Origin of the sequence: Chamaesiphon minutus PCC 6605 (assembly GCF_000317145.1) — a bacterium.
In the GTDB taxonomy this organism is placed as follows: domain Bacteria; phylum Cyanobacteriota; class Cyanobacteriia; order Cyanobacteriales; family Chamaesiphonaceae; genus Chamaesiphon; species Chamaesiphon minutus.
Map to the genome: position 1 here is coordinate 1,811,968 of NC_019697.1, position 23,988 is coordinate 1,835,955.

The window sequence follows — 23,988 nt, forward strand, 5'->3', positions numbered from 1 at the left end:
CGCTTCCTGATTTTGGGTGGCGGCAATGTACAAAGCTTCGACTATCAACACCGCTGCTGTGTCTAAGTCGAACTGAGCGGTTAGTTCTAACCACCGTTCTCGAAACGCTGGAGTGGGTAATAACTCCTGTTGCCAGGTGCAGTAAATAAAGGCTCTTGGTTTGCGCCGCAAACCTTCAATTACGTGTCGGTAGTTAATGCACCGTCCCCGTCGCTTATCAGTTTGTGTGACTCGAATTCGGGGCAGCTCGACTACTAGTTGGGTGCCCAAATAGCCTAAAATTCGGTCGTGATAAAGATGTAACTCTAATTGCCGTCCAATCAATCGCGATGGCACTGTGTAAAGGACGCACCGAACCTCAACCGTGCTTCTGGTGCTGACGCAAGCAGTAAGGATTTCATAGTCAGGGATACGATATTTTGGTAAGGATTGAAGATGAAGTTTCTCCTGTTCGTATTTCTGTTGGCACTGCTGGTTGAGTTTGGCCACTGCGGCTTCAATCAACAACTGATATTCTTCCAGAGTGTCGAAATCATTGCTACCACGCAGGTAAATCGCTTGTTTAATCCGATTTTTGAGATGACCGTGGGGCGATTCAATCGCACCATTTTCATGAGCAACACCTGTATTGTTGCGGGTCGGCTGCATCCGATAGTGGTCGCACAGTTCATCGTACAAGCGGGTTAGGGATTTATTTCCGCCCAGGTTCCGATAGGCTGCACTCAGGCTGTCGGTACGGTGTTGTTTGGGTACGCCACCACAGGCGGCTAGGGCATTCTGAAGTCCTTCAGCTAGGGCAATGAAGCTTTCCCCACCTTGGATGATTTGGGCATATTGCCAGCCGCTGTAAGCAAGTCGATAGTGATAAATCAAATGCTCGAATGACTTGCCAGCGATCGTTATCTCCATCCCTTTGAGTTGGGTAAAATCGGAGAGTCCCATCATGCCTGGTTCGTGACGTAGTTCAAACATCACTTCTGGACTCGGACCATGCAGCACTTTCCAGGTTTGGACTCGTCTTTGAATCGTTCTTAATACCTGGGGGTATTGTCCTGGATATTTATCCTGAAGATGCTCGAACAATGTCATCGGTTTGAGCTTGGGTTCTTGTTTGAGCATTGGCTCTAGTTCTTTGTCCCATACATCTCCCAATGGATCTTGGGTATTTTTACGCTCTGCTACTTTGCCCCGATTTGGTTGATGTTCTCCTGCTTCGATGCGTTGCCCCGTTCGCTCGGATATTTCAGCTACATAAGCTGCTTCGACTTGCTTCAAGCCGATTTCTCTTGCGTTCATATACGCTCTTTTCTGATATAAATGGATAGTTTTTCCAGACACTTGACTTTCTCTCTTCCTGGGGAGATTTTCTAGTGTCTTTCTTTTTGGCTGGCTTTGACTCTATTTTTGGTTCGGTCTTACTTGTCATACCGGATTACTTCTTTTTGTCACCTACCCGCCAATACCCTGTCACGACCCGCCATTAACAGTGTCGTCTAATACCCTTTCTCATGCCAGTACCGTTGAGCATGAGGACGATAAGTTTGTCTCTGAGGCGATGACAGGCATCCACTAGCGTTGCTACTTGCTCGTCAGTCAAGCAACCTGGAAAGCTCTTCGGCTCCTTGAGCTTGACTAGCTTCTGTCTGGTGGGTTTGCTCTTGGCGATACCCGTGAGCAATCCTCTGGTGCCAATCCCATAAGGCATGTGAAATCTATCGAACTGTTTGAAGTCTACTCGACCGTTAGCGATGTGATATTCGTAAAAGCCTGTAATGGCAGTAATCGCTCGATTGACGGTCTTTTCAGACCGGATTGCCTGCACTGGTTGCATGGATACGACTTTGGTTGTATCCCCAACTCTCAACCAGTACGCAAAATCTTCCACGTCAGTTAGGTTGATATTGCGCCAGTCTAGAGTTTTAAGTTCGAGAAATTTCCACCAGAATTTGAGATCGTAAGCGTATGCCTCGACGGTATTAGGAGACTTACCAGTACTGAGGTATGTGAGATAGCGTTGGATGGGTTCGACTACCTCGTAGCGATCGTCGAGCATCAGCCAGACGATTTCATTGGTATGGGGGTCGATTCCTTTCTGAATGTTTAACTTCATGGTGTAATCGTACCACAAAACACGTTGTAGAAATAAAACCATGTAACTATCTATCTTTGACTTCTGTATAAGAAGAGGGTCGTTGTTGTTGTTGTCTAATTAATAATTCTTGTATGAGATAACTGGCAACTGACTTGGAAGGACAGAGGAGATGATGGCAAATATCGAACTCAGATTGCTTCGGTGAAGCCAGCGCAGGTAGAGCAAGTCAAGGTATTAATCGCTGGAAATGTAGAAATAGAGACGATTCTAGCTTATTTGCGCGGTTCCATGTAATTACATGGAACTTTGGTTAATGTCTTAACTTAGATGGAGAAACAATTTGAGCTTATTCGATCGATGTCGATTGGTTCCGATCTATTGGATGACATTAAGGGGCTAAGTTAGCTTTCAGTAATAGTTTCAGGCTTTATATCTGGTTCCATGTAATTACATGGAACCAAATAAATCGGAAAAATACTAAGGGTGCGGCTGACGTTGCTAATTTACTTACTTTTTAATGGTGGCTAGTCAGGTCTAAAAAATTACTGGGATTGCCGAAGTAGCTGACAAAAACTTGTTTTTTCGCTCTAGTCGCGGCGACGTGTAGTAGGCAACGTTCGCCAGCAAGGAGCTTTTCTTTCGCAGATGGTTCGGAAGCTCGATCGATTAAGTTCTGAAGCGGCATCGTCCGCTCGTTGAGTCCAGGTAAAATTGTATAGTCGAACTGCAAGCCTTTAATCCGGTGCATTGTTGCTAACCTCAATCCTGCTTCTGCTGGGTTATCGGCTTGATGTCTGTGAATGCGTTTAGTGCGAATATTTAAGTTTTTAAGGGCTTGTTCGTATGTATCTAATAATTTATTCGTTCTGACAGCCAGACAAATAGATGATAGCCCCTGTTGTGCCTCGATCTTACCTAAAAGTTCTTGAAGATAAATAATTTCCTCTTCCAGTCGATTGAAACCTCGAACGATCGGGACTTCTCCATACATTAAAGAGCGATAATCTTTGGTAGAGTCCAACCCGCCATCTAGATCGTCGGCAGTTACGCCTGTTAAGATCGCGATCGCCCAAGCTCTGATTTCGTCAGTAGTGCGATAGTTGAGGCGGAGTTTTTTCGATCTACCTCGAATATCGATACCGCAACGGCTGAGTGTGGCAACTTTGCCGTAAATCCGCTGATGGGCATCGCCGACAATAAATAAGTCGTTGGGCTTACTTTCGCCGACAATCGATCGCAACAGGGAGAATGCCGCATCACTTAAATCTTGAGCTTCATCGACAATTATTGCTTGATACGGTAGAGCTTCTGCGCCTTTAGTTGCCAAAATTTGCCTAGCATCGTGCATCGCATCCTCTGGTTCGCGTTTGCCCCGTTCTTTTAACAAGTTGCGATATTCTTCAAAGACAACCCAAATCGCTTGTCGTTGTTGACGACTCAATCTAGTGCCTCTGCCATTGCGCTTGGCAACTAGATAATCTTTGGCGACTTGACATCCTTGGGCTACGACAACATCTCGCCACTCTTCTTGGTAGAAACTCAGGGGTAGTCCTAGCTCCGTAGGTGCGATTTGATAGGCTTCCTCCCAGATTTGCTCTGTAGCGGCTTCATCGTAAATAACTGTGGTTTCTACTCCTTCTTGCTTGAGAAATTCTTCTACCCAAGCATGGATATTGATGACGCGAATTCGCTGCATAATCTCTTTCGAGCAGATCGAGCGGAGGTTAGCTTCGATATCGACGGCTAAGTTTTTGGTAAATGTAGTGAGTAAAATCCGATCGCTTGGACGATTAAAGCGGTGTTGAGCCAGCCATTTAGCTCGATGGATAGCAACTACGGTTTTGCCCGTTCCCGCACCGCCCAGGACGCGCACGGAGCCACTGGCATCTCTTTCGACGAGGTTTCGTTGGGAGGGATGGAGGAATACTCGCCATTTGTCTAGTGGAGCTGCCAGCATCTCTTCAAGTTCGGCATCGTCGGTAATGACGATAAACCGACTGCGACTATCGACACGAGCGAGCGCGGCTTCTAAATCTTCGGGATCGATTGGGGGTTGTTCCTTGGTTTTTTCTAGTTGGGCAAATACTTCGCCAATCGCGTAGCCCGCTGCCAACATAATTAGGGCATCACTGGCTTCGGTAGGTAGGTGGGGTAAAATTTGGTCTACATCTTCATCGGTGACTACTTGACGCAGTGCTGGTAAGAGAATATTGGGGACTCCTAGCCGCATCAAATCTCGATCTTTGAGCGCGTTGAATTTACCGATAGTTTGGGTGACGTACTTTTCCTGAAGTCGATCGGTTGCCGCCTCTACTGCTTCGACATCCACGATCTGGAGGGCACCAGAAACTTCATTGATGATACATCGCTTGCGAGTTGCCCACTGATAAGCTTCATCGTGTTTATCCGCCCAGAGGAGAATGTAAGTATTGCCCGTATCTGGTTTGAGAATAATTGCGCGATGGGCTTCATCGATGCGGATCGATCTCATTCGTTTGTCGCGACTATTGTGGATCGTTTCATAGTTTAATCCCGATCGCGCTGGAGCTTGTTTAAAGCGATTGATGACCTCTGACATTTTACCCTGAGCTTTCTTGGGTAGACGACTGTAAGCATCAAAAAATTCGTCTGAAATTGCTAATCGGAGTTGATTTTCTAGCATCGTCATCTGTTATCTTGGCTGAGATAGTTTGCTGTAAATATCTGTCAATAGTTCTTGGTTGAGATCGTTTGTTTCATAGACAATCCAACCAGATCGCTCGAACGCCGCTCGATCTTCTACGGTGAGGACGATCGCGATTTTGGCATCGAGCCAAGCTAATTCTGCCATGCCGATGACTAGTTGCCGTTCGCTGAGGAGTTCGTAGCCAGCTTCTGGTAATAGCCATCGTTCGGCTTCCATTCGATCGATCGCGTCGATTAATTCATCGGCTACCATTAAGCTCTTAATTTCCGCCCAAGTTGAAGTTTCTGGGGGTAAATCTGCCGAAGTAAAATCGACTACTAATGGTGGCACTATCCCAGATTGGTACATACTGGCTGTCAGCCAGTAGAAATGGGGGAGAAATTGATACAGATTGGCTAATCTCAACATTTCTACCCAGTTAGTATGGACTATTTCACCATCTGGATCGAGGTTTTCATCTGTCAAAATTAGCGTAACTAAACTGGCTGATAAATCGAGTTGTCGATGACGCTGAATATCGACACCAATCCAAACTTTTAATAGCGTTGAAACCTCGATCGCATTGGCGATATATTTGGATTCGCTAGACCAACTCTCGACCGCTTGAGTGCCCAGATAGTTGGCGATCTGTTGTTGCCAATGTGGTAAATTTTGCTGCGGATTTGCTTGTGCTGCCGTCCGCATTAATGCCCATTGCCCCCACTGTGATGCTTCGGGATGGGCGAGGTAAGCCATCAGCCAATCAAAGCTACTCAGGGATTCTAGCGGACGTAGATCTAGACATTTATATTGCTGATAAACAGCTTCTGCATTAGCTTTAAAACCAGGATTGAGGGCACAGTTTAAACCATCCCTACTTTCACCTTGGCGAATACGATCTGGATCGATCTGAGCTTCGACATCATCCCAAGTAATTGACCAACACCAGTAGTTATTGGTGCGGACGATCGCCAATCTTTGTTGAATATCTTTCTCTAATCGATCGCGGTGATATTCCCAACCGTCGGTAAAAATCGCGATCGGTTTACTCCCAGAACGACTGGATGCAGGGCGAAAGACGAAATCAGCTCTGGAGGGATAATTTACCCCTTCATTTTTGCCCAAGGAGACTTGCAGTTCGATTATCCATGCTGCTTCGCCGAGCTTGAGATAGTAACCTGCTTTGCCGTTGATGATGTCTTGTTTGAGCAAGGGCGGTTCTTGCTGTCGATCGATGCCGCGATAGCGACGAATTGCTTCGATAAAACGGCGTTCTAATTCGCTTTCAAAATTGCTATTTACTCGAATTGCCGATAATCCTTGGGAATTTTCCTTTAGTTGCGGCCAGTGTTTGAGGATGGCAGCTAACTCGGAAATCGCTGTTTGGCGGCTGGTTTCATCTAAATCGAAGCTGTTACGGTAGGCGAACAGACAGCGATAGCAGCCATCTTCGCAGGGACAAATGCGGATGTGTGCTAAGGCTTGTTGGAAGACATCGCGGAGTTTTTGGGGATCTCGCAGTAGTTGTTTGAGGTAGCCAGTCCCACCAGGTACGCTGTCATAGAGGTAGAGGAAAGATTTGCGCTGGTTGGAGTTGGTTTGGGGTTCCTCGGAGATCGTGACTTTGAGATGGTCGATCTGACCACCAAACTTGAGTTTTAAGCCCAGTTGGAGCGCGGCAATAAACGAGCTTTGTCCTTTGGTCGTCCAAAAAGTTTCATCGGGTAAGAGAAAGCGCATCGCTTCGGATTCAAACTCCCGATAGAGATAGAGGACATCTTGAATTTTTGCCAGATCGGGTTTATCGCGATATTTACAGGCAATGCTGTGTTCCTGGCTCTGGTTGGTAGGATTGCGCTTGAGTACCTTGCCACAACCCGTGCAGATCTTAAACCCTCTGGTGTTAAAGTTTCGCCCGCCTAAAGTGACTTTTTCCCCAATGGGACTGGGTTCACCGAGGTTGATTTCCCGAAAGTTACAGCGGGAGATGTACTCGAAACCAAAGGGAAATTCTGGATCTGCGACTAAATAAGTCTGTTCGCGGTACTCTGGTTCGGAATCTACCAGCAGGGAACGCTGAAAGAAAGCGGCGTTGCGCTCTTCACTATCATCGCCAAACCGACTATCTCGATCGGCTGTAGTCGCGACAACTTGGCGCAATCGGAGCATCGATCGCAAGCGTCCGCTATCCGACCACATCCCGTCGCTACAGCGGGGGCAGGATTTAGCTTGAAATTCGGGACGGGTTCGCTGTAAGGCACAACTGCAATTACGACACATCCGCCACTCTTCGATCCCTGAAAGCTGTAAGTCAATTTGGTCGATGCGGACTTGCCGCCCCTCGGCATAAAAAGTGCTATTGGGGACTAATTCCCGAATGGCTAACGCGCCAGGGCGTTCGTAAGTGAGGGTGGAGGTTTCATATCGTTTGCCACTGGGATCTTGCTCTGTGTTAGTCTTGCGCCAAATAATCGATCTGAGGGTGACTCCAGCTTCGGGAAAGGCGTAGTTAGGGAGTAAACCCTCGTCGGTGAGAAAGTTTAAGATCTGTTTGTTGTCGATCTCCTTAATTAGTTGGCGGAAGCTAGCTTTTTCAATTTCCAGCTCGCGGAGTTTGTCTGGATCTTGCTGTTGGAGGGCATCCGGCAATTCTTTGAATGCTTTGATTCTAGCGGTAATGGCTTTTGATTGATTCACCAATCGCTTGCGTTCGTTTTGGATACTTTGTAAGCGATCGATTATGCGCCAGCGTAAACCGCCACAATCTCGTTCGCCTTGCTCCATAAATTGTCGCAGATGACGGCGGCTATTTTCGGCCAATTCGGTATCAAATAGTCCCTCAAAATCGGCGACTAGTTGCGCTTGACGGGTGTGAATATATTCCAGCCAGTTGTAGGGGAATCGTTGGGTATTGGCTTTTTCGAGATTGCTCAAGGCATCGCGCAAAGCTTTGGGAAAGTCCCCGACGGTAATCCCTGTCGCGACCCAGCGATCGAGACAAAATGCTGTCAGTTGTCGTTCTAAAATAGCTGAAGCATCTAGATAACAGCCTGCTGGGGTGACATTTCCGGCGATCATTTCCTCCGGTTCGGCATAGAAATAGAGATCGTGGGGGCGCACATTGGCAATGGTACTAACTAAGGCATTCCCATCCCGTCGTCCCGCCCGCCCGACCCGCTGTTGGAAGTTGGCGGTACTAGGGGGGACGGAGCAAAGTAACACGGTGGATAAATCGCCGATATTAATCCCCATTTCGAGCGTGGAAGTCGCCGATAGTAAGTTGGGATCGCACCGACGTTGACCATTGATAAACCGTTCTTCTAATAACTCGCGGTTATCTCTAGCTAGGAGTCCGGTATGGTCGGCGGCAACAATCCGCAGCACTTCGCCGCTGTGATAGAGTTGGCGGTAGTATGCCAGTCCATTATTGGGATCGATCTGATAGCGACCATCGCAGCCTTTGGTCATGCAAGTCATCTGCTGGAGCGAGTTCAACTCCACACTACTGGCGGTAAGTTGATGCCGACAGCGATCGCATACCAATACTTGTCCATCACTGTGTAAGTGTAAACCCGTCAGCGGAATTCCCCAAGCTTTGCCACCCTCTTGGAGGTTTTTCTCTTGAAGCAAGCCAACTTCACTCAGGATGGTGAGGGTGGTATGCAAGATGTCGATCGAGACTTCTTTGAGAATTAGCAGCGAGATATCTCTAAATACCCGCTCCGTCCAGTCTTCGCACCAACTAAACTGCTTCCCAGGCTTCATTACCTGCTCGAACCGATCGGATTTGGCGGTCGCATTGACATAAAAAATCGGTGCCGGAATTCGGGGGCCGATCGGCGGCATATAGGTATACTTCTTCCAGAGGAAGGTATTGCCTCCAGAGGTGATGTAATTTTCGGTGGCGGGTTGCAAAATGCCCCCGCGCTGGCGGAGGTGATGGAGAATGCCGAGGATAAATTGGCGAATGCGATCGCCATCGACCGATCTCAATATTTCAATTTCATTGGTCAAGCGCAGATGCAGTGCGGCTACTCCTCGATCGATCGTGGCGGGGTCGAAAGAGACGCTACAACTAGCACTGCGCTCCAGGGAGGGGCCGACAGCCGATCGATGTCCGAATTGTTGGACGATTTCCCAAGTCAGGCGTTCTGCGAGTAATTTGGGGAGGGTCGTCGATCGATCTAGTTCGAGTTTATCCCCTTTAATATAGTCATCCCATTCTCGCAGCCAGACTAGATCGGCGGGTAAAAAGGTGGCAATATAATCGGCAGTGGTGGTAAATTTTGACTGCCAATAGTTGGGAAAATCATCTACTAAAGTCTTCAAAGTCGGAAGCGTGGACGCATTTCTAATCGTGTGGGCGATCGCGGTACGGAGGGTCGTCCGATAGGTACGCGCTCCATAGAAACCCGCACGATGGGCGGCATCCTGGACGGAATCGGAGAAGGTGAGCAGTTTTTTATCGTGATTGAAGGGGGTCGTGTACAATACCCCAATCATCGCGCTGGTGAGACTGGCCGCCTGTGCCCCTAAAATTGACAGACCGCTACTACTCTGACAGTAGGGACAGTCATTGGTCGAAACCAGTTGTTTCTGTCCTTGGTGAGTATCATTTTTGGTATTGTCGGGAATTTCGACGGCGATTAAACCTTCGCTATTGCAGGACAGGCATTTGGTAGCAGTGGGTAGATTAATCCGAAAACAGTCTGGGCAAAATTTGGCTGCATCCAGTAGAGCCGATCTGCCTGGGGTAGTGGGAAATAAATAGGTAACGAGGGGACTGCTGCTAAAGAAGGCACGATAGAAACTTTGAAGGTCATTTGATGCTAACTGGCGATCGCCTTGTCTGGGACGCAAACCCGCCCAGCCTGTAGCTCCACAATCGCGACAATGGACGATCGGTAAGGTTTTTTTCAGATGTGGGGGTGTGAGATCGCTCGAAAATAACAATTCTGGCTGGGTAGAAATCGAACCAACCATCCGCCGTAGTTCGCGCAACCAAAATTGTACCCGCAATGTCACCCACGGCACGACGATTGAGCTACCGTCGGCTAAGTTAATTCTGCGCCGAGCGGTGGCTACCAGGCTCAGTAAGCTATCTAATAGCTGCTGTTGATAAATTAAATCCTTACTGGGGAGTGCGAGGCGTTTTTGGAGGACATCGGTGAGGAGTTCTGTGTAGGAGTAAGTTTTCTCTCCGACGGTTTTGAGGATGATTTGGACGATCGGCAGGGTGGAAATTTTCTCGCCCAGTTCGATACACCATTCTTCGCTCAGGGGCGCATCATCAGCGCATTCTAGCTCGATTGTTGGTTCTTCGTCATCTAGCCAGAGGTGTGCTTGTTGGCGGAGGTAAGCTCTCACCCCCATCCCTTCGCTCGGTAACAGCGGGGAATTGGGTGCGGGTAAGGGGAGGACATTTAACAGAGCATCAGTGAGGAATTCTGCCGCACTCAGGCGATCTTCTTGAACGATCGCTAGGTCATCGAAGCTTTCTTGGAAAATTTGCCCAGCATATGCCAACATCTGGGTTTGGCTCTCGCTCCCGCCCAAGGTGGCGGACGTACCTACACAGGCGAGATGTTGTTTTGGTGTCTGCAAGCGGTATTTGAGCCGTCGTACCAAGCAGGCGAGATCGGTACCTTGGGCACCATCAAAGGTGTGAAATTCGTCTACGACGAGATACCGGAAAGTTTCGGGTTGATTGAATGCCCACAATCCTTGGGTTTCGGGCTGGATTAAGAGATAATCCAGCATTTTATAGTTGGTGAGCAGGATGTCGGGGGGACTGCGGCGGAGGATGGATTTATCGGTAATTACCTGCTCTGGGGACATCATTGCGGTGGGACTATCTTCCTCGCCGCCGATATATAAACCCGCTGTCACGCGACCTTTGAGGCTGGGAGTGCGATCTATTAATTGGGCGATCCGTTTAGCTTGATCTGTCGCCAAGGCATTCATCGGATAGAGCAAGATCGCTTTAATCCCCTGCTTGCCAGCTTCTTGACGGCAATGTTCGAGTAGGGGGAGTAGAAAACATTCAGTTTTACCCGAACCCGTCCCTGTCGCCACGATCGTCGATTGGTAGTAGGGGGGACTGAGCCGATTGAAGGCGCGTTCCTGGTGGAGGTGGGGACTAAATTGGAGGGGGATTTCGGGGAAATAATTGGCACCTTTGGCACCGGAGCGAAAGGGTAAGCCGACGGAGACATACGGCCCGCGTCCGACGTTATCCGATTGGGCGATAAACCGCTCCATCAGGGTGTCAAACCCAGGACTGGTGCCGCGAAAGGTAGTGAGGAAATAATCTGAAACGCAGTCCCGCAATTGGTGAGCGACGATGGAGGGAATCATAGTGATCGCTCGGTAGATGTGGCGGAGGTGGTGAGCTTCATCGAGGGTATAGATTTTACTCGACGATCGCGGCTCGATGTTCGATGCAATTTTCAATCATAATACTACCTGGGGTGTATGTTGGATTAAGCGGTTGAGACTAGTGCCTTAGTATTATATATAAAAATTTTCCATAGAAGTGGAGATACATCGCCTGAAGGATAGGCAAAACAACTATAGAGTTAGATCTCATGTACTGAAAACATCAGGGGTATTCGTTCAATTTCAACCATCGATTTGTGAGTCAGGGGTAAAATATCCAATTAACAATTTTAAAAAATATGGTCGAAAATTTGAAGCCTGAAAAATTTAATGATGTTGTTGAAACTGACGACGATACACCTCAAGAATACAATACTGAAAATGCTGGCTTATATCCTTATGACCCAACAAAAATAGATATTGATATTAGGGAGAGTCCATATACTGTCTTTGAGTTAAAGAGAAGATGCGATCAGAAAAAGATAATTCTCGATCCTGAGTTTCAAAGAAATCCAAATGTATGGAATTTAAAGCAAAAAAGTAAATTTATCGAATCAATTATTCTTAATTTTCCTTTGCCTTATTGGTATGTAACGCAAACTAGAAATGGAGAATACATAGTTGTAGATGGATTGCAGCGAACTTTAGCCATCCGTGATTTCATGAATAACGAATTCAAATTAACTGGGCTAGAAGCTTTGTCACACTTAAATAATCTCAATTTTGAAGACTTGAAAAAATTACAGGGAGATTATGAAACTAGAATTGAAGATAAAAAAATTTCTTTGTATGTAATTCAACATTCTGCATCTTCAAAAGTTATATATGATATTTTTAACCGGGTAAATACTGGAGGTACAAAATTAGAAAGGCAGGAGATTAGAAACTGTATTTTTACAGGAAAATCAACAAGATTATTGAAAAATATATCAGAACAAGAATATTTTAAGCAAGCAATTGATAGTGGCTTTTCTCCAAAAAGAATGAAAGATAGAGAGCTGATACTACGTTATCTTGCTTTTAGAATATGTGATGATTATCATGAGAATTACCAAGGAAACATGAATAATTTTCTTGAAGAAGCTATGCAAAAAATTAACTTGATGTCAGACGAGAAAATAGATGAATTGACAAAGGACTTTGAACGAGTGATGAGATTAACTTATGATTTTTTTGAGAAAGAAAATTTTCGATTACCCCAAGATCACAACAGAGGAAAAGTTAATATGATTATGTTTGAATCTATTTCTTATTTTTTTTCAACACACAGAAATCAATTTTTAGAGCAAAACAAAGAAGCAATAAAACTGAATTTTGTAAACTTGAGACAAAATGAAGAATATGTTAATTCAATTAAACGAGTTAGAAACGATCGAGATATGGTTACTAGAAGATTTGATTTAGCACAAGAAATTTTGGGAGATGTTTAAGGATGTTAACTAAGATAGAATTACAAAATTTTAAGTGTTTTCAAGAGAAAACTGTTTTTCCATTGGGTCGGTTAACCTTGCTCACAGGTATTAATGGGCAAGGAAAATCTAGTTTGATTCAGTCTTTGTTGTTAATGAGACAATCAATTGAATATAACGATCGTACTATTAAGTTAATTTTAAATGGAAACTGTCTTAATTTAGGCAGATTTAATGAAATTAGAAATACACATACATCAAGAGAAAAACCAATTGTTTTTAAGTATTTTCATAACAACGTAGTAAATTCAGATGACGGTGAAATAATTACAACACAAGGGAGTGCTGACTACTCTTTTGTCGAAGATATGAAAGATGATATGGTTGCGACACTTAAATCAGTTGAAATTGAAGCGAATAGTAGTTGGCTATTAACAAACGATTCTAGAGCTTTTCACGAAAAGTTTGAATTCGACCAAGACGAGCAAGATGACCAACTCTTACACTTTGTCCCTACCTATATTCAAATTCTAGAGAAAAAAATTGAGTATCAAAAATTATTAAATTTTTCGGCGATTCATTATATTTCTGCTGATAGATTAGGGCCTCAAGATTTTTATTTTAGATCGACTATTCCTAAATTTCCTAATGTTGGTTTAAAAGGAGAACTAACAGTTAATTTACTTTACAGAATGAAAGATGAATTAATCGACGATAATTTATGTTTAGGTGCGGATGCGAAAACTTTAATCATCCAAACACAAGAATGGCTTAATAAAATATTTGATGGGGCAAAAGTTGAAGTTTTTGGTTCGCAAACAAACGTATTAGAATTAATGTTTAATAGTAGTTTGTCAAAGGATCGTTTCCGCCCTGCTAATATTGGTTTTGGATACCATTGTATCTTGCCTATTATTGTTTCTGGACTTATTGCTAAAGAGGGAGAAATTTTAATAGTAGAAAATCCTGAAGCACATTTACATCCTAAAGCTCAATCAGAACTCGCTAAATTTTTAGCTAAAATTAGTGCTTGTGGAATACAAGTATTTATAGAATCTCATAGCGATCATATTTTGAACGCATTGCGAATTGCTGTTCTTGATAAGATTTTAATTCATGAAGAATTGAGTATCTTATATTTTTCTCAACACATCGACCAATCTGTGATTCAAATACCTCTTCATCCAGATGGGAAGATTGAAGAATGGCCTGATGGATTCTTCGATCAAATGGATAAGGATTTTGAGCGTCTTTTTGAAATTTAAAACAAATGATTAAAGTTGAAATATTTATTAATGAAATTTCTTTGAATGAACAATACAAAACCCAGGAGGAATTCGAGAATGCTCTAAAAATAATTAAAGATATTTTTGAATCAATCAATTCTATTCAAAAAGAAAACATAAATCGAAAAATCTATTACACTAATGTACTTTGGGATTGCACTGTCATTAAAAATATTCTTTTTAAAGAAAGCTTTAATAAAATCAAGCAAAAAGATTTCAAAATAGCAATTAGAAATATTATGTTTAACAAAGTTAATCCAAAAGACTGGCAAGCAGAAAAAATTCATTTGGAACAAGACCATTTTGATTATTTCGATGGCAAAGATTACAAAGATGCAAAAAATACATCTCTAGCAGAAGCTACGGAAAGACAGCTAATTAATTCAGATTCAAAGTATTTATTAATTAATTTTATAGATTCTTCTTTCCAAGATTTACATCCTGAGATTCTAGAATGCAGCTATATCTCTGTTGCTAAAAATAATGAAATAACAATTCCAATTAAGTTAGATAGTGCTGACAAGAGAATTGGGTTAGAGAAATGGCTAGAGAAAAGCTGTCGATTGAGTAAATATAAGTACAACTATGAATCTGCTGTAAATCCACCTACAGATACTCAAACTATATTGAGAGATAATAATAAATTTGAGCGTACTCAATGTCAATATGATGGTAGGGCAATTTATAAAGAGAAAGAAACCGGGTACCTCTGGTATGTGGATAATCTACATTACGGAAAAGCTACCCATTTAGAAGTTTTTGATAAGACAGGAGATAATCATATTGGAGAATCAGATTTAGAGGGAAATATTGATAAAGCAAAATCTGATAATAAAAAAACTTTGAAAAATTCTAACATTTAATACAGTCTGAGGTTGAAACCGCTGCTAATGTTGCACAGCCTGCTGATGCGGGTTATAAGGCGAACGGATCTGATCGATCGAGACTAGCCGCTTGGGATGAAGATTTTCATGCTTTAGCGTGTGGTATAATTTTACTAATTTCCTTGCAATTGAGGTCGTATATGGTTGCAGCAAAAGAACATTCGCCTCGATTTACCCCCGAAGAATACTTTGCTTGGGAACAGCAGCAAGAAGTCAAGCATGAGTACTTTGACGGTGAAGTCTTTGCGATGAGTGGTGGAACTCAAAATCATGGGCGTATTGCCGTTCGGCTCGTCTCTTTGCTCGATAATCATCTGGACGATGGCAATTGTGCCGTGCTTAATTCAGATGTCAGGGTGAAGATTCAAGCAGCAGAAAAGTATGTTTACCCCGATGCAAGTGTGACATGCGATGAGCGAGATCGAGACACACCTCAATATGTTGCTTACCCGCGCCTGATAATCGAAGTACTATCGCCAAGCACCGAAGCTTACGATCGAGGGAAAAAATTCAAACTCTATCAGCGATCGACTAGCTTAATTGAATACGTCCTAGTCAGTGTTGAAGAAATCGAAATTGAAGTATTCCGCAAGAACGAGCGGGGTAAGTGGGAAGTGACCAATTACGCCGCTGGAGATAATGTAGAACTAGAAAGTATCGACCTCACCTTTGCAATCGATCGAGTCTATCGAGGCATCAGTTTTAACAATTCACAAATCATCGAATAAATAAGTCCTTCGCTAACCTCTCTTCTGCCATGTATCAGTACGAGTTACCCAGATACCTACCTACCGCCGACGAACTGCCAAATTCCGATGATACTCCAGTGGATAACGAACTCCAAGAAATCATCCCCAACCTGCTCAAATCGATCTTACGAATGCTCTGGAAAGGTCGGATGGATTGGTTTTTTGGCATCGACATGGGGATCTATACCCATCCAGAACAACCCCCAATCGTCCCCGATGGCTTCTTGAGTCTGAATGTCGAACGCTCCTTCGACGAAAATTTACGCTTGAGTTACTTGCTCTGGGAGGAGGAGATCTCGCCGACTTTAGTATTAGAAGTGGTGTCTGCTAAACCAGGCGGTGAATACACTACCAAGCTCGATAAGTATGCCGAACTCGGCGTGCTTTACTACGTTATCTATAACCCCAAACGTCGCCGCAAATCTAAATTAGAGATTCATAAACTCATTCAAGGTAATTATGAATTGCAAAATGCCAATCCCCTATGGATGCCTGAAATTGGCTTGGGAATTGGCAGCGAACGCGCTGAATATGACGACTTAATGCGAGAGTGGCTGTATTGGTACGACGAGAACGACAACCGCTATCCTACCCCATACGAACAAATCGAACTCGAACGCCAACGTGCCAATGATGCCGATCGCTTAATCGAACAAGAACGCCAACGCGCCGATCGCCTTGCTGCTAAATTACGCGATCTGGGTATCGACCCTGATTAGAATCGATGTGTTGACATTTTCAACTGCTGAAGAACTCCCAGGCGGTGCGGTAGTCTGCTACTCTGTCGCATTTGTCAAAGGGTGCTTGGTAGCTAATCGTCCGTTGATACGCGCCTGTGGGAAGGGTATCGTCGGTGGTGGTAATTTCTACCGTCCCCTCGGTCATATTTTGGACACATTCCCAGCCGATGGTTTGGGTTTTTTTGTTGCCTTTGCGGGGTAAGCCGACACCGACTAAGCCTTTACTGGTGGTGAAGACTATTCGCCCGTTTTGGTCGAAGTAGGTTTCCCGTTCGTATTGTTGCATGACGGGAAATTGGACGCGGTAGATGGTAATCAGTTCTTCTAGGGTTAAACCGAGTGCCATTGCCACTAATACGTCGATTTCGACTAATGCCTGACGGCGGCTGTAGTCGCTGCGGAGGGCGCAGTTACGCTGCCAGTTGGGGGTGAGGTGCGACCAAAATGTGTTGGGTAGGCGCGGATCTGGTTTGCTCCATTGGGTGTGAGCGAATTCGGGTTGCCAGCAGTCTTGCCAGAGTTCGGTGTAGTGAGTGGTGAGGCAATTTAGGGTGAGGGTGCGGATCGTAAGATTGCGATCGGTTTCTGGTAATGGTAATAATCTTAATATTGATTCGTATAAGTCAGATTTACCAGTAGTCTTGATGTAAAAGTCATAGACAATTGAGCTAGATAAACCAGTGAATTTAATTAGCTGCTCTGAATTTTTAAAAGTTGTTGAAATAACTGGATGAACATGGGCAGATCCTTTGGGCGTTATCGCTCCAATAAAAGTTCTTTCTCCTGATTGACTTAATTGCCGACGAGCAACAAATCGATAAAAATCAGTTACGGGATTTTTGTCACCCCAGGGGACTTTAGGAGTACGACGGCGGTACTCTGCGGGGTCGCAGTCGGAGACATAGTTGGTTCGGGGAAGATAGTCATCGGCGATGGTGTTGAGATCTATGACATCATATTGACTATTTTGAACACAAATATAGCGCGGGGTTTTGTTCAGTGGATTACCAACAAAGAAGTGTGGGCCAGAGAGAATTAGACTTTTTATTTCATTACTCTGTTCTTCCGCAATTGAAGATGGAAAAGTAGTTTGACGGCGAATGGTGTGGTCTTTTTTAACAGCATTGGTTTCGTCAAACATCACAGTTGCATAATATTCACCTTGTAAGTCGCCGAGGTGTTGTGGTTGTCGAGCAAATTTTTCTAATACGCTGACTAAGTTTTGGGTATGAATGGCGGGAAGTCGAGCAGATTCTGGTGCTGTACCTGATTCGTCGTAGAGTTGGGCAAAGAGGGCAAGCGTATCTCGATCGACACTAATAATTCTGCTAGGATGTCCAGTGGTTTCCCATTTACCTTCAGCATTTTTAATCCCTGGGACTGTGAGAGTATTTTCTGCTTCAAAGGATTCATAAATTGTGCTGGTGCTGTAGAGATTGGCCATATGCACAAGACGAATAATATCAGGTTCTTGAATAAGTATTTTTTGATAGATATTGATGCTAAATTTCGCATGATGGTCTACATCTGAAAATAGAGTGAACTCATTAGCAAACTGGAAATGAGCTTTTAGATATTGATAGAGTGTTTCTCGAAGCACCCCACCTTTAGGGTCGTCATAAACTCCTTCAGGATGTAGAAACCCAATCACCCCTTCTGGCTTACAAAATTGCCAAGCTTGAGGTAAAAAGCACTTAAATACATTAGTCTGCATTCCCTTGAGTAAGGGGTAATTTTGTACCGCATTTAAAAAGTTCTGAGTTCCCGCCGCTTCCTCATACTCTCGCAAATAAGCAGTGTATAGACGCAGAAATTTAGTAAACACTACCTCTCGCTGGTTTGCCAAGTCACTAGCCGAAAGTTTCCGCAATACCACCAGCGGATCGTAATCGCCCAAAATTCCGCCTTCTTCCCACTCTATTTTCAACCACGGGGGATTTCCCACCATTAAGTCAAAACCGCCCCGCTCTTGGAAAATATCAGCAAACTCTAACTCCCAATGAAAAAAGTGTTGTCTGTCAGTAACTTCTGCCACAATTCCCAACCGAGGATAAAAGCGTTTTAGCTTATCTAAATCGACAAAGCCGTAAGTTTTGAGAGCTAATTGTCCCTGCTCGGCGGATTGGGTTTCGGGAAATAGGGCTAATTGTTGAGAGCTAGGAACTAACATTTCGGTTTCCCCCAAGATTGCCCCCACTTCTTGAAGAAATTGTTCGCGGCTGGGTAATTCCTCTGCTCGATCGATCGGCCAAAACCACAAAGCACACCAGTAATCCATCACCAGTTTCAGTCGGCGATATTTACTGGCATTACTGACACCTTGAGAGAGCTTTTCTTGCTCGTAGATTTTATCTTTCATCGCCAGGGGCACGCCGCCCCGTAACGAGTTGTTCGGTTGTCCCCAAACTTGGAGATCGTCGGTGGTGCGTTCCTTGATTTTGGCGAGTTCTTGGGCATATTCATCCCAGATCTCGGCGATCTTTTTACTCAAAATTACTGCATAGTCAGCCTGCTCTGGCGTAAATCCAGTTTTGGCGAACTCTTTTTGCCAAGTAGTAATTTGTCCGATTGCTGTTGGTTCGAGGGATTTAATTACTTTATCGGTGTAATTTGCCATCGCCGGATCGCCTAGTAAGAAGTGAAATATCCCTTCCCCAGACTTTTGTGCGATGGGTGAAGATTCATGCCATTTTCCTAAACCTTTTTTATCTGCGAGAATCTGCTGTTTAGTATATACCTGTCGCCGTGCGCCGATGAGAGAGTTACCACAGTGAAGCTGCGTTCCAAACCACGGGATAAATATCTGTTTATCTTTATCGCCATAAATGCAGTTGAGCCATAATGAAACCTCGGCTAACTCCATCGCGATCGGGTTTTTATCGATGCCATAGACATTGCGATCGGCTAGCAGCATTTTCACCTTCTGCTTCTCGATGATAATATCCTCGTGGGGAATTTTCTCGCCAAGTTCCTGCTGTTTCCGTTCTAAATAAGCCTCGGCTAATTGATCTACCACTTCATTCAAAAATGCCGCACTGCCCATCGCTGGTTCGCAGATTGTAAGCTGGAGTATATCATCGGCTTTTTTGTCTTGCAGGAGTTCTTTGAGCGCGTATTTAACCAAACATTGAGTCAAAGATTGGGGCGTATAATAACTAGCACTTTTAGTGCGATCGCGTCCGGCTAATCGGAATAAAAACTTGCCCTTGGGATGTTGGCGATGTCTACCCGTTTTTGGATCGATGACTAATTCGGCTTTGGTAAATTCCGCCAATCGATCGACACTCACAAAATAACCAACTTCTAGATCGTTTCCTTCTCCCGTCGGTGCGGAATTCGTGCTTTCATCCTCTTCTTCATCTTCATCCTCTGCACTTTTCTTCTTATCCTTTTTAGCTGGCTGTACCTCATACAGATCCTCCTCCGCAAAGAAGGCTGATAGGCTCAGTAAGCCCTCATAAACCTCCCCAAGTTGGTTTACTCCCAATTGAGCGTAACTAATCCGCCCGCGCCGCCGTTTGCCCGCTGTTTGGGACAAAGACATCAATTCTAAAATCTCGCGCAGGACAGAATTTCGCAGCTTCACCCCATTTAACAACGACGTGCGATCGGGGTCGAATAGATGACTTTTGAGTTCGGGGAGCCGAAAAGTATCCACACCACCTTTAGCTAGTGCGGTAGGCGTTGCTAGACTCAACTGCGCGTGTCGAACTGGATAACCTTCCCAGAGCAGTTTGAATAGTTGGCGAATACAGTTATCGATGTAATAACCGCCCTCATCCTCTGGGGTGAGTAACTGACTCTGCTCCAAATCGCGCAAGCTCTCTAGACTATAGCCCTCGCGATAGACATCCGCATTCAGCGGCGCGTAGCCCAATTCGGGACGCGCCTCGATGTAGAAAATAAATAGTAATCGATACACCCAGCGCAGACACTCAATTTTTAGCTGGTTGGGATCGGTGGTTTGTTCCCCCGCTGCTTGTTGTGCGTCGCTGGTAAATACCCGCTCTTTTTTGACATAACGGCGATAGTGTAACACCTCATTTCCCAATAACTCGATCGCTTCCCGCAGGGCAAATTTCAGATCGGCAGAAACACTATAGGTATGTTTATGACTATTTTCATCCAACCTGTCGAGTAAAGCCGTCCCCTCACTCGGACAAGTATGTTCTCGATGCAATAAAGTCGCCGCCGCTAACAGGGCATTCGGGTCATTTTCACGGAATAATTCACCTAAATCAAACCGCAATAATCGCGATGAATTCCACTTGGCTCGATCGATTAAAGCAATACTATTTACACTGATCAAAATTACCCAACGCGGCGGTTCGGTAATGGTAAAGATCCGATCGTTGAGGATATCTTCTAATGTATCTGTCCCGATTTCTCCATCTGGAAACTGGACAGAATTAGCCAGGATACCCAGATTGTCCCCTGAATTTACGCCTTCTACTACCCATAATAGGGGCGTACCATTACTGCGGGTGACTTCTACCGCGATCGGCAGTAAGTAATCTTCATCTAAAACTTTAACTTGAGGCTGGTAACTATAGCCCAAAATCTCCAGTAACTTTTGACAAAAACCGTGCTGAAGTTCGAGCTTTTCACTGTCAGTAGAAATGCGTTCTAGTTTATCCTGAAGGCGGAAATATTCCGCTCTCAAACCAGCCAATAACCGATCGGGTGTTTTCTCAGTGTCGCTACCCCAATTTTTACTCAAGGTTTTTAAGTCTTGAGTCAATACCGCATCTAAATAGTAATCTGAATAAAATTCATTTTCGTTCGCAATTCCGACTAATGGCACGATCCAACCCCTCGCAATACAGCTACCAGCTTTAGATAAGGATATTCCTCAATGGTCATCGAAAGATCGACCCAGTTCTCATAATCTTGGAATAAGCGATCGAGTCGTTGTTCTTCCTGGTGACGACGTTGCTCTGTGGCTGTCGTGGGCGTATCCTGGTCGAATTTGAGTTGAAGCTGGCGGCTATGATTTCCCTTGAGTCGCGACAATCGATCGCGTTGTTCCTCTAATTGGGGTGTGAGTTGCTGCAAGAATTCAGCTCGTGCTTGGGTGAGATGGGCGATCGATTTCCTGACAGCCTCCGCCCTCAATCCTTCCAATTCCTTGACTAGCAGAGGATCTATTTCTCCTGGGTTGGGAATTTCCGTTTTACCCAGTCGGGTACGTTGCACGGTTGTATCGAGAGTTTCGATCCGATCGAATTTACTCCCATTGAATACCACCCCCAACCAGCGATTCATCAAGGTTTTACCCCGCTGATTGGCAAAGCTTCCCCACAGGATAAATACCGATTCTCCCTCAGCCAAACCACTATTCAACTCGATCGCTGGAGCCTGATGTCGTCCGAATCGAAACAACCCCCGATCCTTGAGCCATTCGACGAGCGGATGTAAATCCCACAAATATTGCTGCTGGGGAAAGCTAGTTTCCAGGCGACGCGCTTCTTCCCATGCTTGCATGATTGCGTTCGGTCGATCGTTGAGTTGTAATAGTTGTTTATCTGACGGACGGATTTCCGGCGGTAGCCGTTGATAACGTCGCTCCAATTCTGCGGGTATTTGTAACTCGATCGATCTTTCGGCTGGTTGAATATTCAAATTGGGGATGGGTGTCTCGAAGGCTCCAAGCGCAGTCGCCGCATAATCATAGGTAGAAGGATACAAACTCAAGCTTTTGCCCTGTTCGACCTTTGGCGAGGCTACCGTCTCTTGGGCGGCATTCAGGCTACCGTCATCGGGATTTTCAAACCAAGCAAAGATATCGAAATCTCCCCCTTTGGCTGCATTTGTTTCTAACTGCGCCGAAAACTCTGCCGCAGATAGCCCCGACTCGATCGATCGAGCGGTATATTCCTCCTCTGCTTGAGCGTCAAATACGCCCATAAATACCGAAGGATCGCCAATATTTTTAATCGCTTGCTCGTCTTTATTTAACAACACTTTGATAATCCGTTCGACCTCATCCATCCGCTCTAATTGCGATCGCGTAAGCAAATAACGAATTTGAGGCGGTCTGGTTTGCCCATAGCGATCGATTCTGCCATTCCTTTGCTGGAGTGTCATCAACGACCACGGAATATCAAAGTGAATCAATTTATGACTGAGATAATGTAAATTTAAACCTTCCGAAGCTACTTCCGTGGCGAGTAAAATCCGCACCTTAGAATTTTCTTGCCCGAACGCTTCGACCACCCGATTCTGGTCGGTATCTGGCATACTGCCGTCTAACACCTCGATCGCTTCTGGTTTGAGTTGGAGATCGATCGGCAACCGCTGTTTGAGCAATCTCAAGCTTTCTAATCTACTAGTAAAAATCACCAAACGGTCTTGGGGATCTTTGCCGTTCCACTTAAAATCTGTTTGAACTAATTGCAACAATCGCTGATATTTACTGAATTGCTCGATTGATACTTGCTCTAATATCTGCCCTAATTCCGTTAATTCATGTAGATCGGGTTCGGCACTATTTACATTACCCCGCAGCAGTTTTAATCGATTATTAACAGTTTCCAAACAAGCTGCCGGACTAGAAAGAAAAGACTTGAGCAGAGTAGTTTTAAATAACTGCTTACCCTTGCGATTGCCATCGATTCCGCCCAATTGGAGATTTTCTAACGCCCTAAATACCCGTTCTTCTATCTCTGAGGCTTGAGCTTCTACCGATGCTACTTGCCGTTCGGGAATACTTAGTCGCAAATCTCGCAACACATCCTTCTTAAACCGCCGGACGTAAAGATCGCGAATGTCTTCCTTCGTATAATCTGACTCATCGGCGATCGCCGTCGGATCGAGCATATTCATCAAACTAGCAAAACTCTCTGGACGACCATCATGGGGCGTAGCAGACAGCAGAATCAGCGTATCCGATCTGTTTGCCAACCGTTCGGCTAACTTCGCCCGTTGGGAGGCTCCTTGACCCCGTTTCGCGACATTATGCGCCTCATCGATGACGATAATATCCCAATGTGCCTGTTCTAAGTACACCCGATACTCCCGATCTTGCTTGAGCGTATCGATCGAGATAATCGTCCGATCGTAGTAGTGAAAGGGATTATGATTGCCAGGAATTTGGAGTCGAATCCGTTGAATCGTGCCAGAGTCCAATTTCACCAGCGGAATGGTGAACCGCACCCAGAATTCCTTCTGAAACTGCACCATCATCGATTTGTTGGTGACAACCAAAATCCGCTTGCCTCGATCGCGGCGAATTAGCTCCGACACCAAAATCCCGCATTCCAGTGTCTTCCCCAACCCCACGGCATCAGCAATCAAAATCCGCTGTCGAGGTGCCGCCAGAGACTTATAAGCAGGATAGAGTTGATAATCCATCACATCCATCGCCGCCTGTTGCCCCACATAGATTTTGCCGTCTTCCGGCACCGTTTGCCGCAGGTGGGACTCGATGAACAGTAGACTATGGACGTAACCGTGAGAGCGATCGGCGACTAGATTAGTATGTTCTGGCTGAAGTACTTCTAAATCGGTTTCGAGTTCTTCAATGAACTGCACAGATCTACCCCGAATAAACTCCGATACTCCGATCGCTTCAATTACCCTGCCACCATCAGTAGAGCGGCTGGTAGACTTCACCAACCACTCCGCATCGCGACACAATATTCTGGCTCCAGGGGCAATCGAGCTTTGGATCGTCATTTTTAATTTGAGTACTGATTTTTCCGATCGTACCTCAATTATCTTGCTAACCTGAAGCTCTGGTTTATGTCTCGACGAGTATTTTTATGTATTCTTACTCCAAATTTC

10 protein-coding genes and 1 pseudogene are annotated in these 23,988 nt (G+C 45.0%); 5 read left to right on the forward strand and 6 right to left on the reverse strand.

What is annotated here, in order from left to right:
* Positions 1-294: 294 nt before the first annotated feature.
* From istA to CHA6605_RS08460, 4 genes and pseudogenes are all read right to left on the reverse strand, one after another.
* Positions 295-1,296, reverse strand: a pseudogene (gene istA / locus CHA6605_RS37200) (IS21 family transposase); the annotation flags it as partial.
* 184 nt (positions 1,297-1,480) lie between these two features.
* Entirely contained in the window at positions 1,481-2,152 is a 672-nt protein-coding gene (locus CHA6605_RS08450; RefSeq protein ID WP_015158910.1) for a tyrosine-type recombinase/integrase, read from the reverse strand.
* A 454-nt stretch (positions 2,153-2,606) separates the two neighbouring features.
* Entirely contained in the window at positions 2,607-4,760 is a 2,154-nt protein-coding gene (locus CHA6605_RS08455; protein ID WP_015159054.1) for a UvrD-helicase domain-containing protein, read from the reverse strand.
* Between the two features lie 3 nt (positions 4,761-4,763).
* On the reverse strand, positions 4,764-11,210 hold the full coding sequence (locus CHA6605_RS08460; RefSeq protein WP_198288458.1) for a DEAD/DEAH box helicase: 6,447 nt from the start codon (positions 11,208-11,210) through the stop codon (positions 4,764-4,766).
* A 224-nt stretch (positions 11,211-11,434) separates the two neighbouring features.
* Between CHA6605_RS08460 and CHA6605_RS08465 the strand changes: the two genes are divergently transcribed.
* From CHA6605_RS08465 to CHA6605_RS08485, 5 genes are all read left to right on the forward strand, one after another.
* Positions 11,435-12,565: a DUF262 domain-containing protein gene (locus CHA6605_RS08465; RefSeq protein ID WP_015159056.1), complete on the forward strand. Its 1,131-nt coding sequence runs from the start codon at positions 11,435-11,437 to the stop codon at positions 12,563-12,565.
* 2 nt (positions 12,566-12,567) lie between these two features.
* Positions 12,568-13,809: a DUF3696 domain-containing protein gene (locus CHA6605_RS08470; protein WP_015159057.1), complete on the forward strand. Its 1,242-nt coding sequence runs from the start codon at positions 12,568-12,570 to the stop codon at positions 13,807-13,809.
* Positions 13,810-13,814: 5 nt separating this feature from the next.
* Positions 13,815-14,693, forward strand: a complete 879-nt coding sequence (locus tag CHA6605_RS35000; RefSeq protein WP_015159058.1) for a hypothetical protein — start codon at positions 13,815-13,817, stop codon at positions 14,691-14,693.
* 161 nt (positions 14,694-14,854) lie between these two features.
* Complete coding sequence (locus CHA6605_RS08480; protein ID WP_015159059.1) at positions 14,855-15,442, forward strand: Uma2 family endonuclease; 588 nt, start codon at positions 14,855-14,857, stop codon at positions 15,440-15,442.
* 29 nt (positions 15,443-15,471) lie between these two features.
* Complete coding sequence (locus CHA6605_RS08485; RefSeq protein ID WP_015159060.1) at positions 15,472-16,182, forward strand: Uma2 family endonuclease; 711 nt, start codon at positions 15,472-15,474, stop codon at positions 16,180-16,182.
* A 19-nt stretch (positions 16,183-16,201) separates the two neighbouring features.
* On the opposite strand, the gene CHA6605_RS08490 is transcribed toward CHA6605_RS08485, so the two are convergent.
* Positions 16,202-21,007, reverse strand: coding sequence for an Eco57I restriction-modification methylase domain-containing protein (locus CHA6605_RS08490; protein WP_015159061.1), 4,806 nt, complete (start codon positions 21,005-21,007; stop codon positions 16,202-16,204).
* A complete protein-coding gene (locus CHA6605_RS08495; RefSeq protein WP_015159062.1) occupies positions 20,998-23,880 on the reverse strand; it encodes a DEAD/DEAH box helicase in 2,883 nt (960 codons plus the stop codon). The genes CHA6605_RS08490 and CHA6605_RS08495 overlap by 10 nt, the downstream gene beginning before the upstream one ends.
* Positions 23,881-23,988 lie beyond the last annotated feature (108 nt).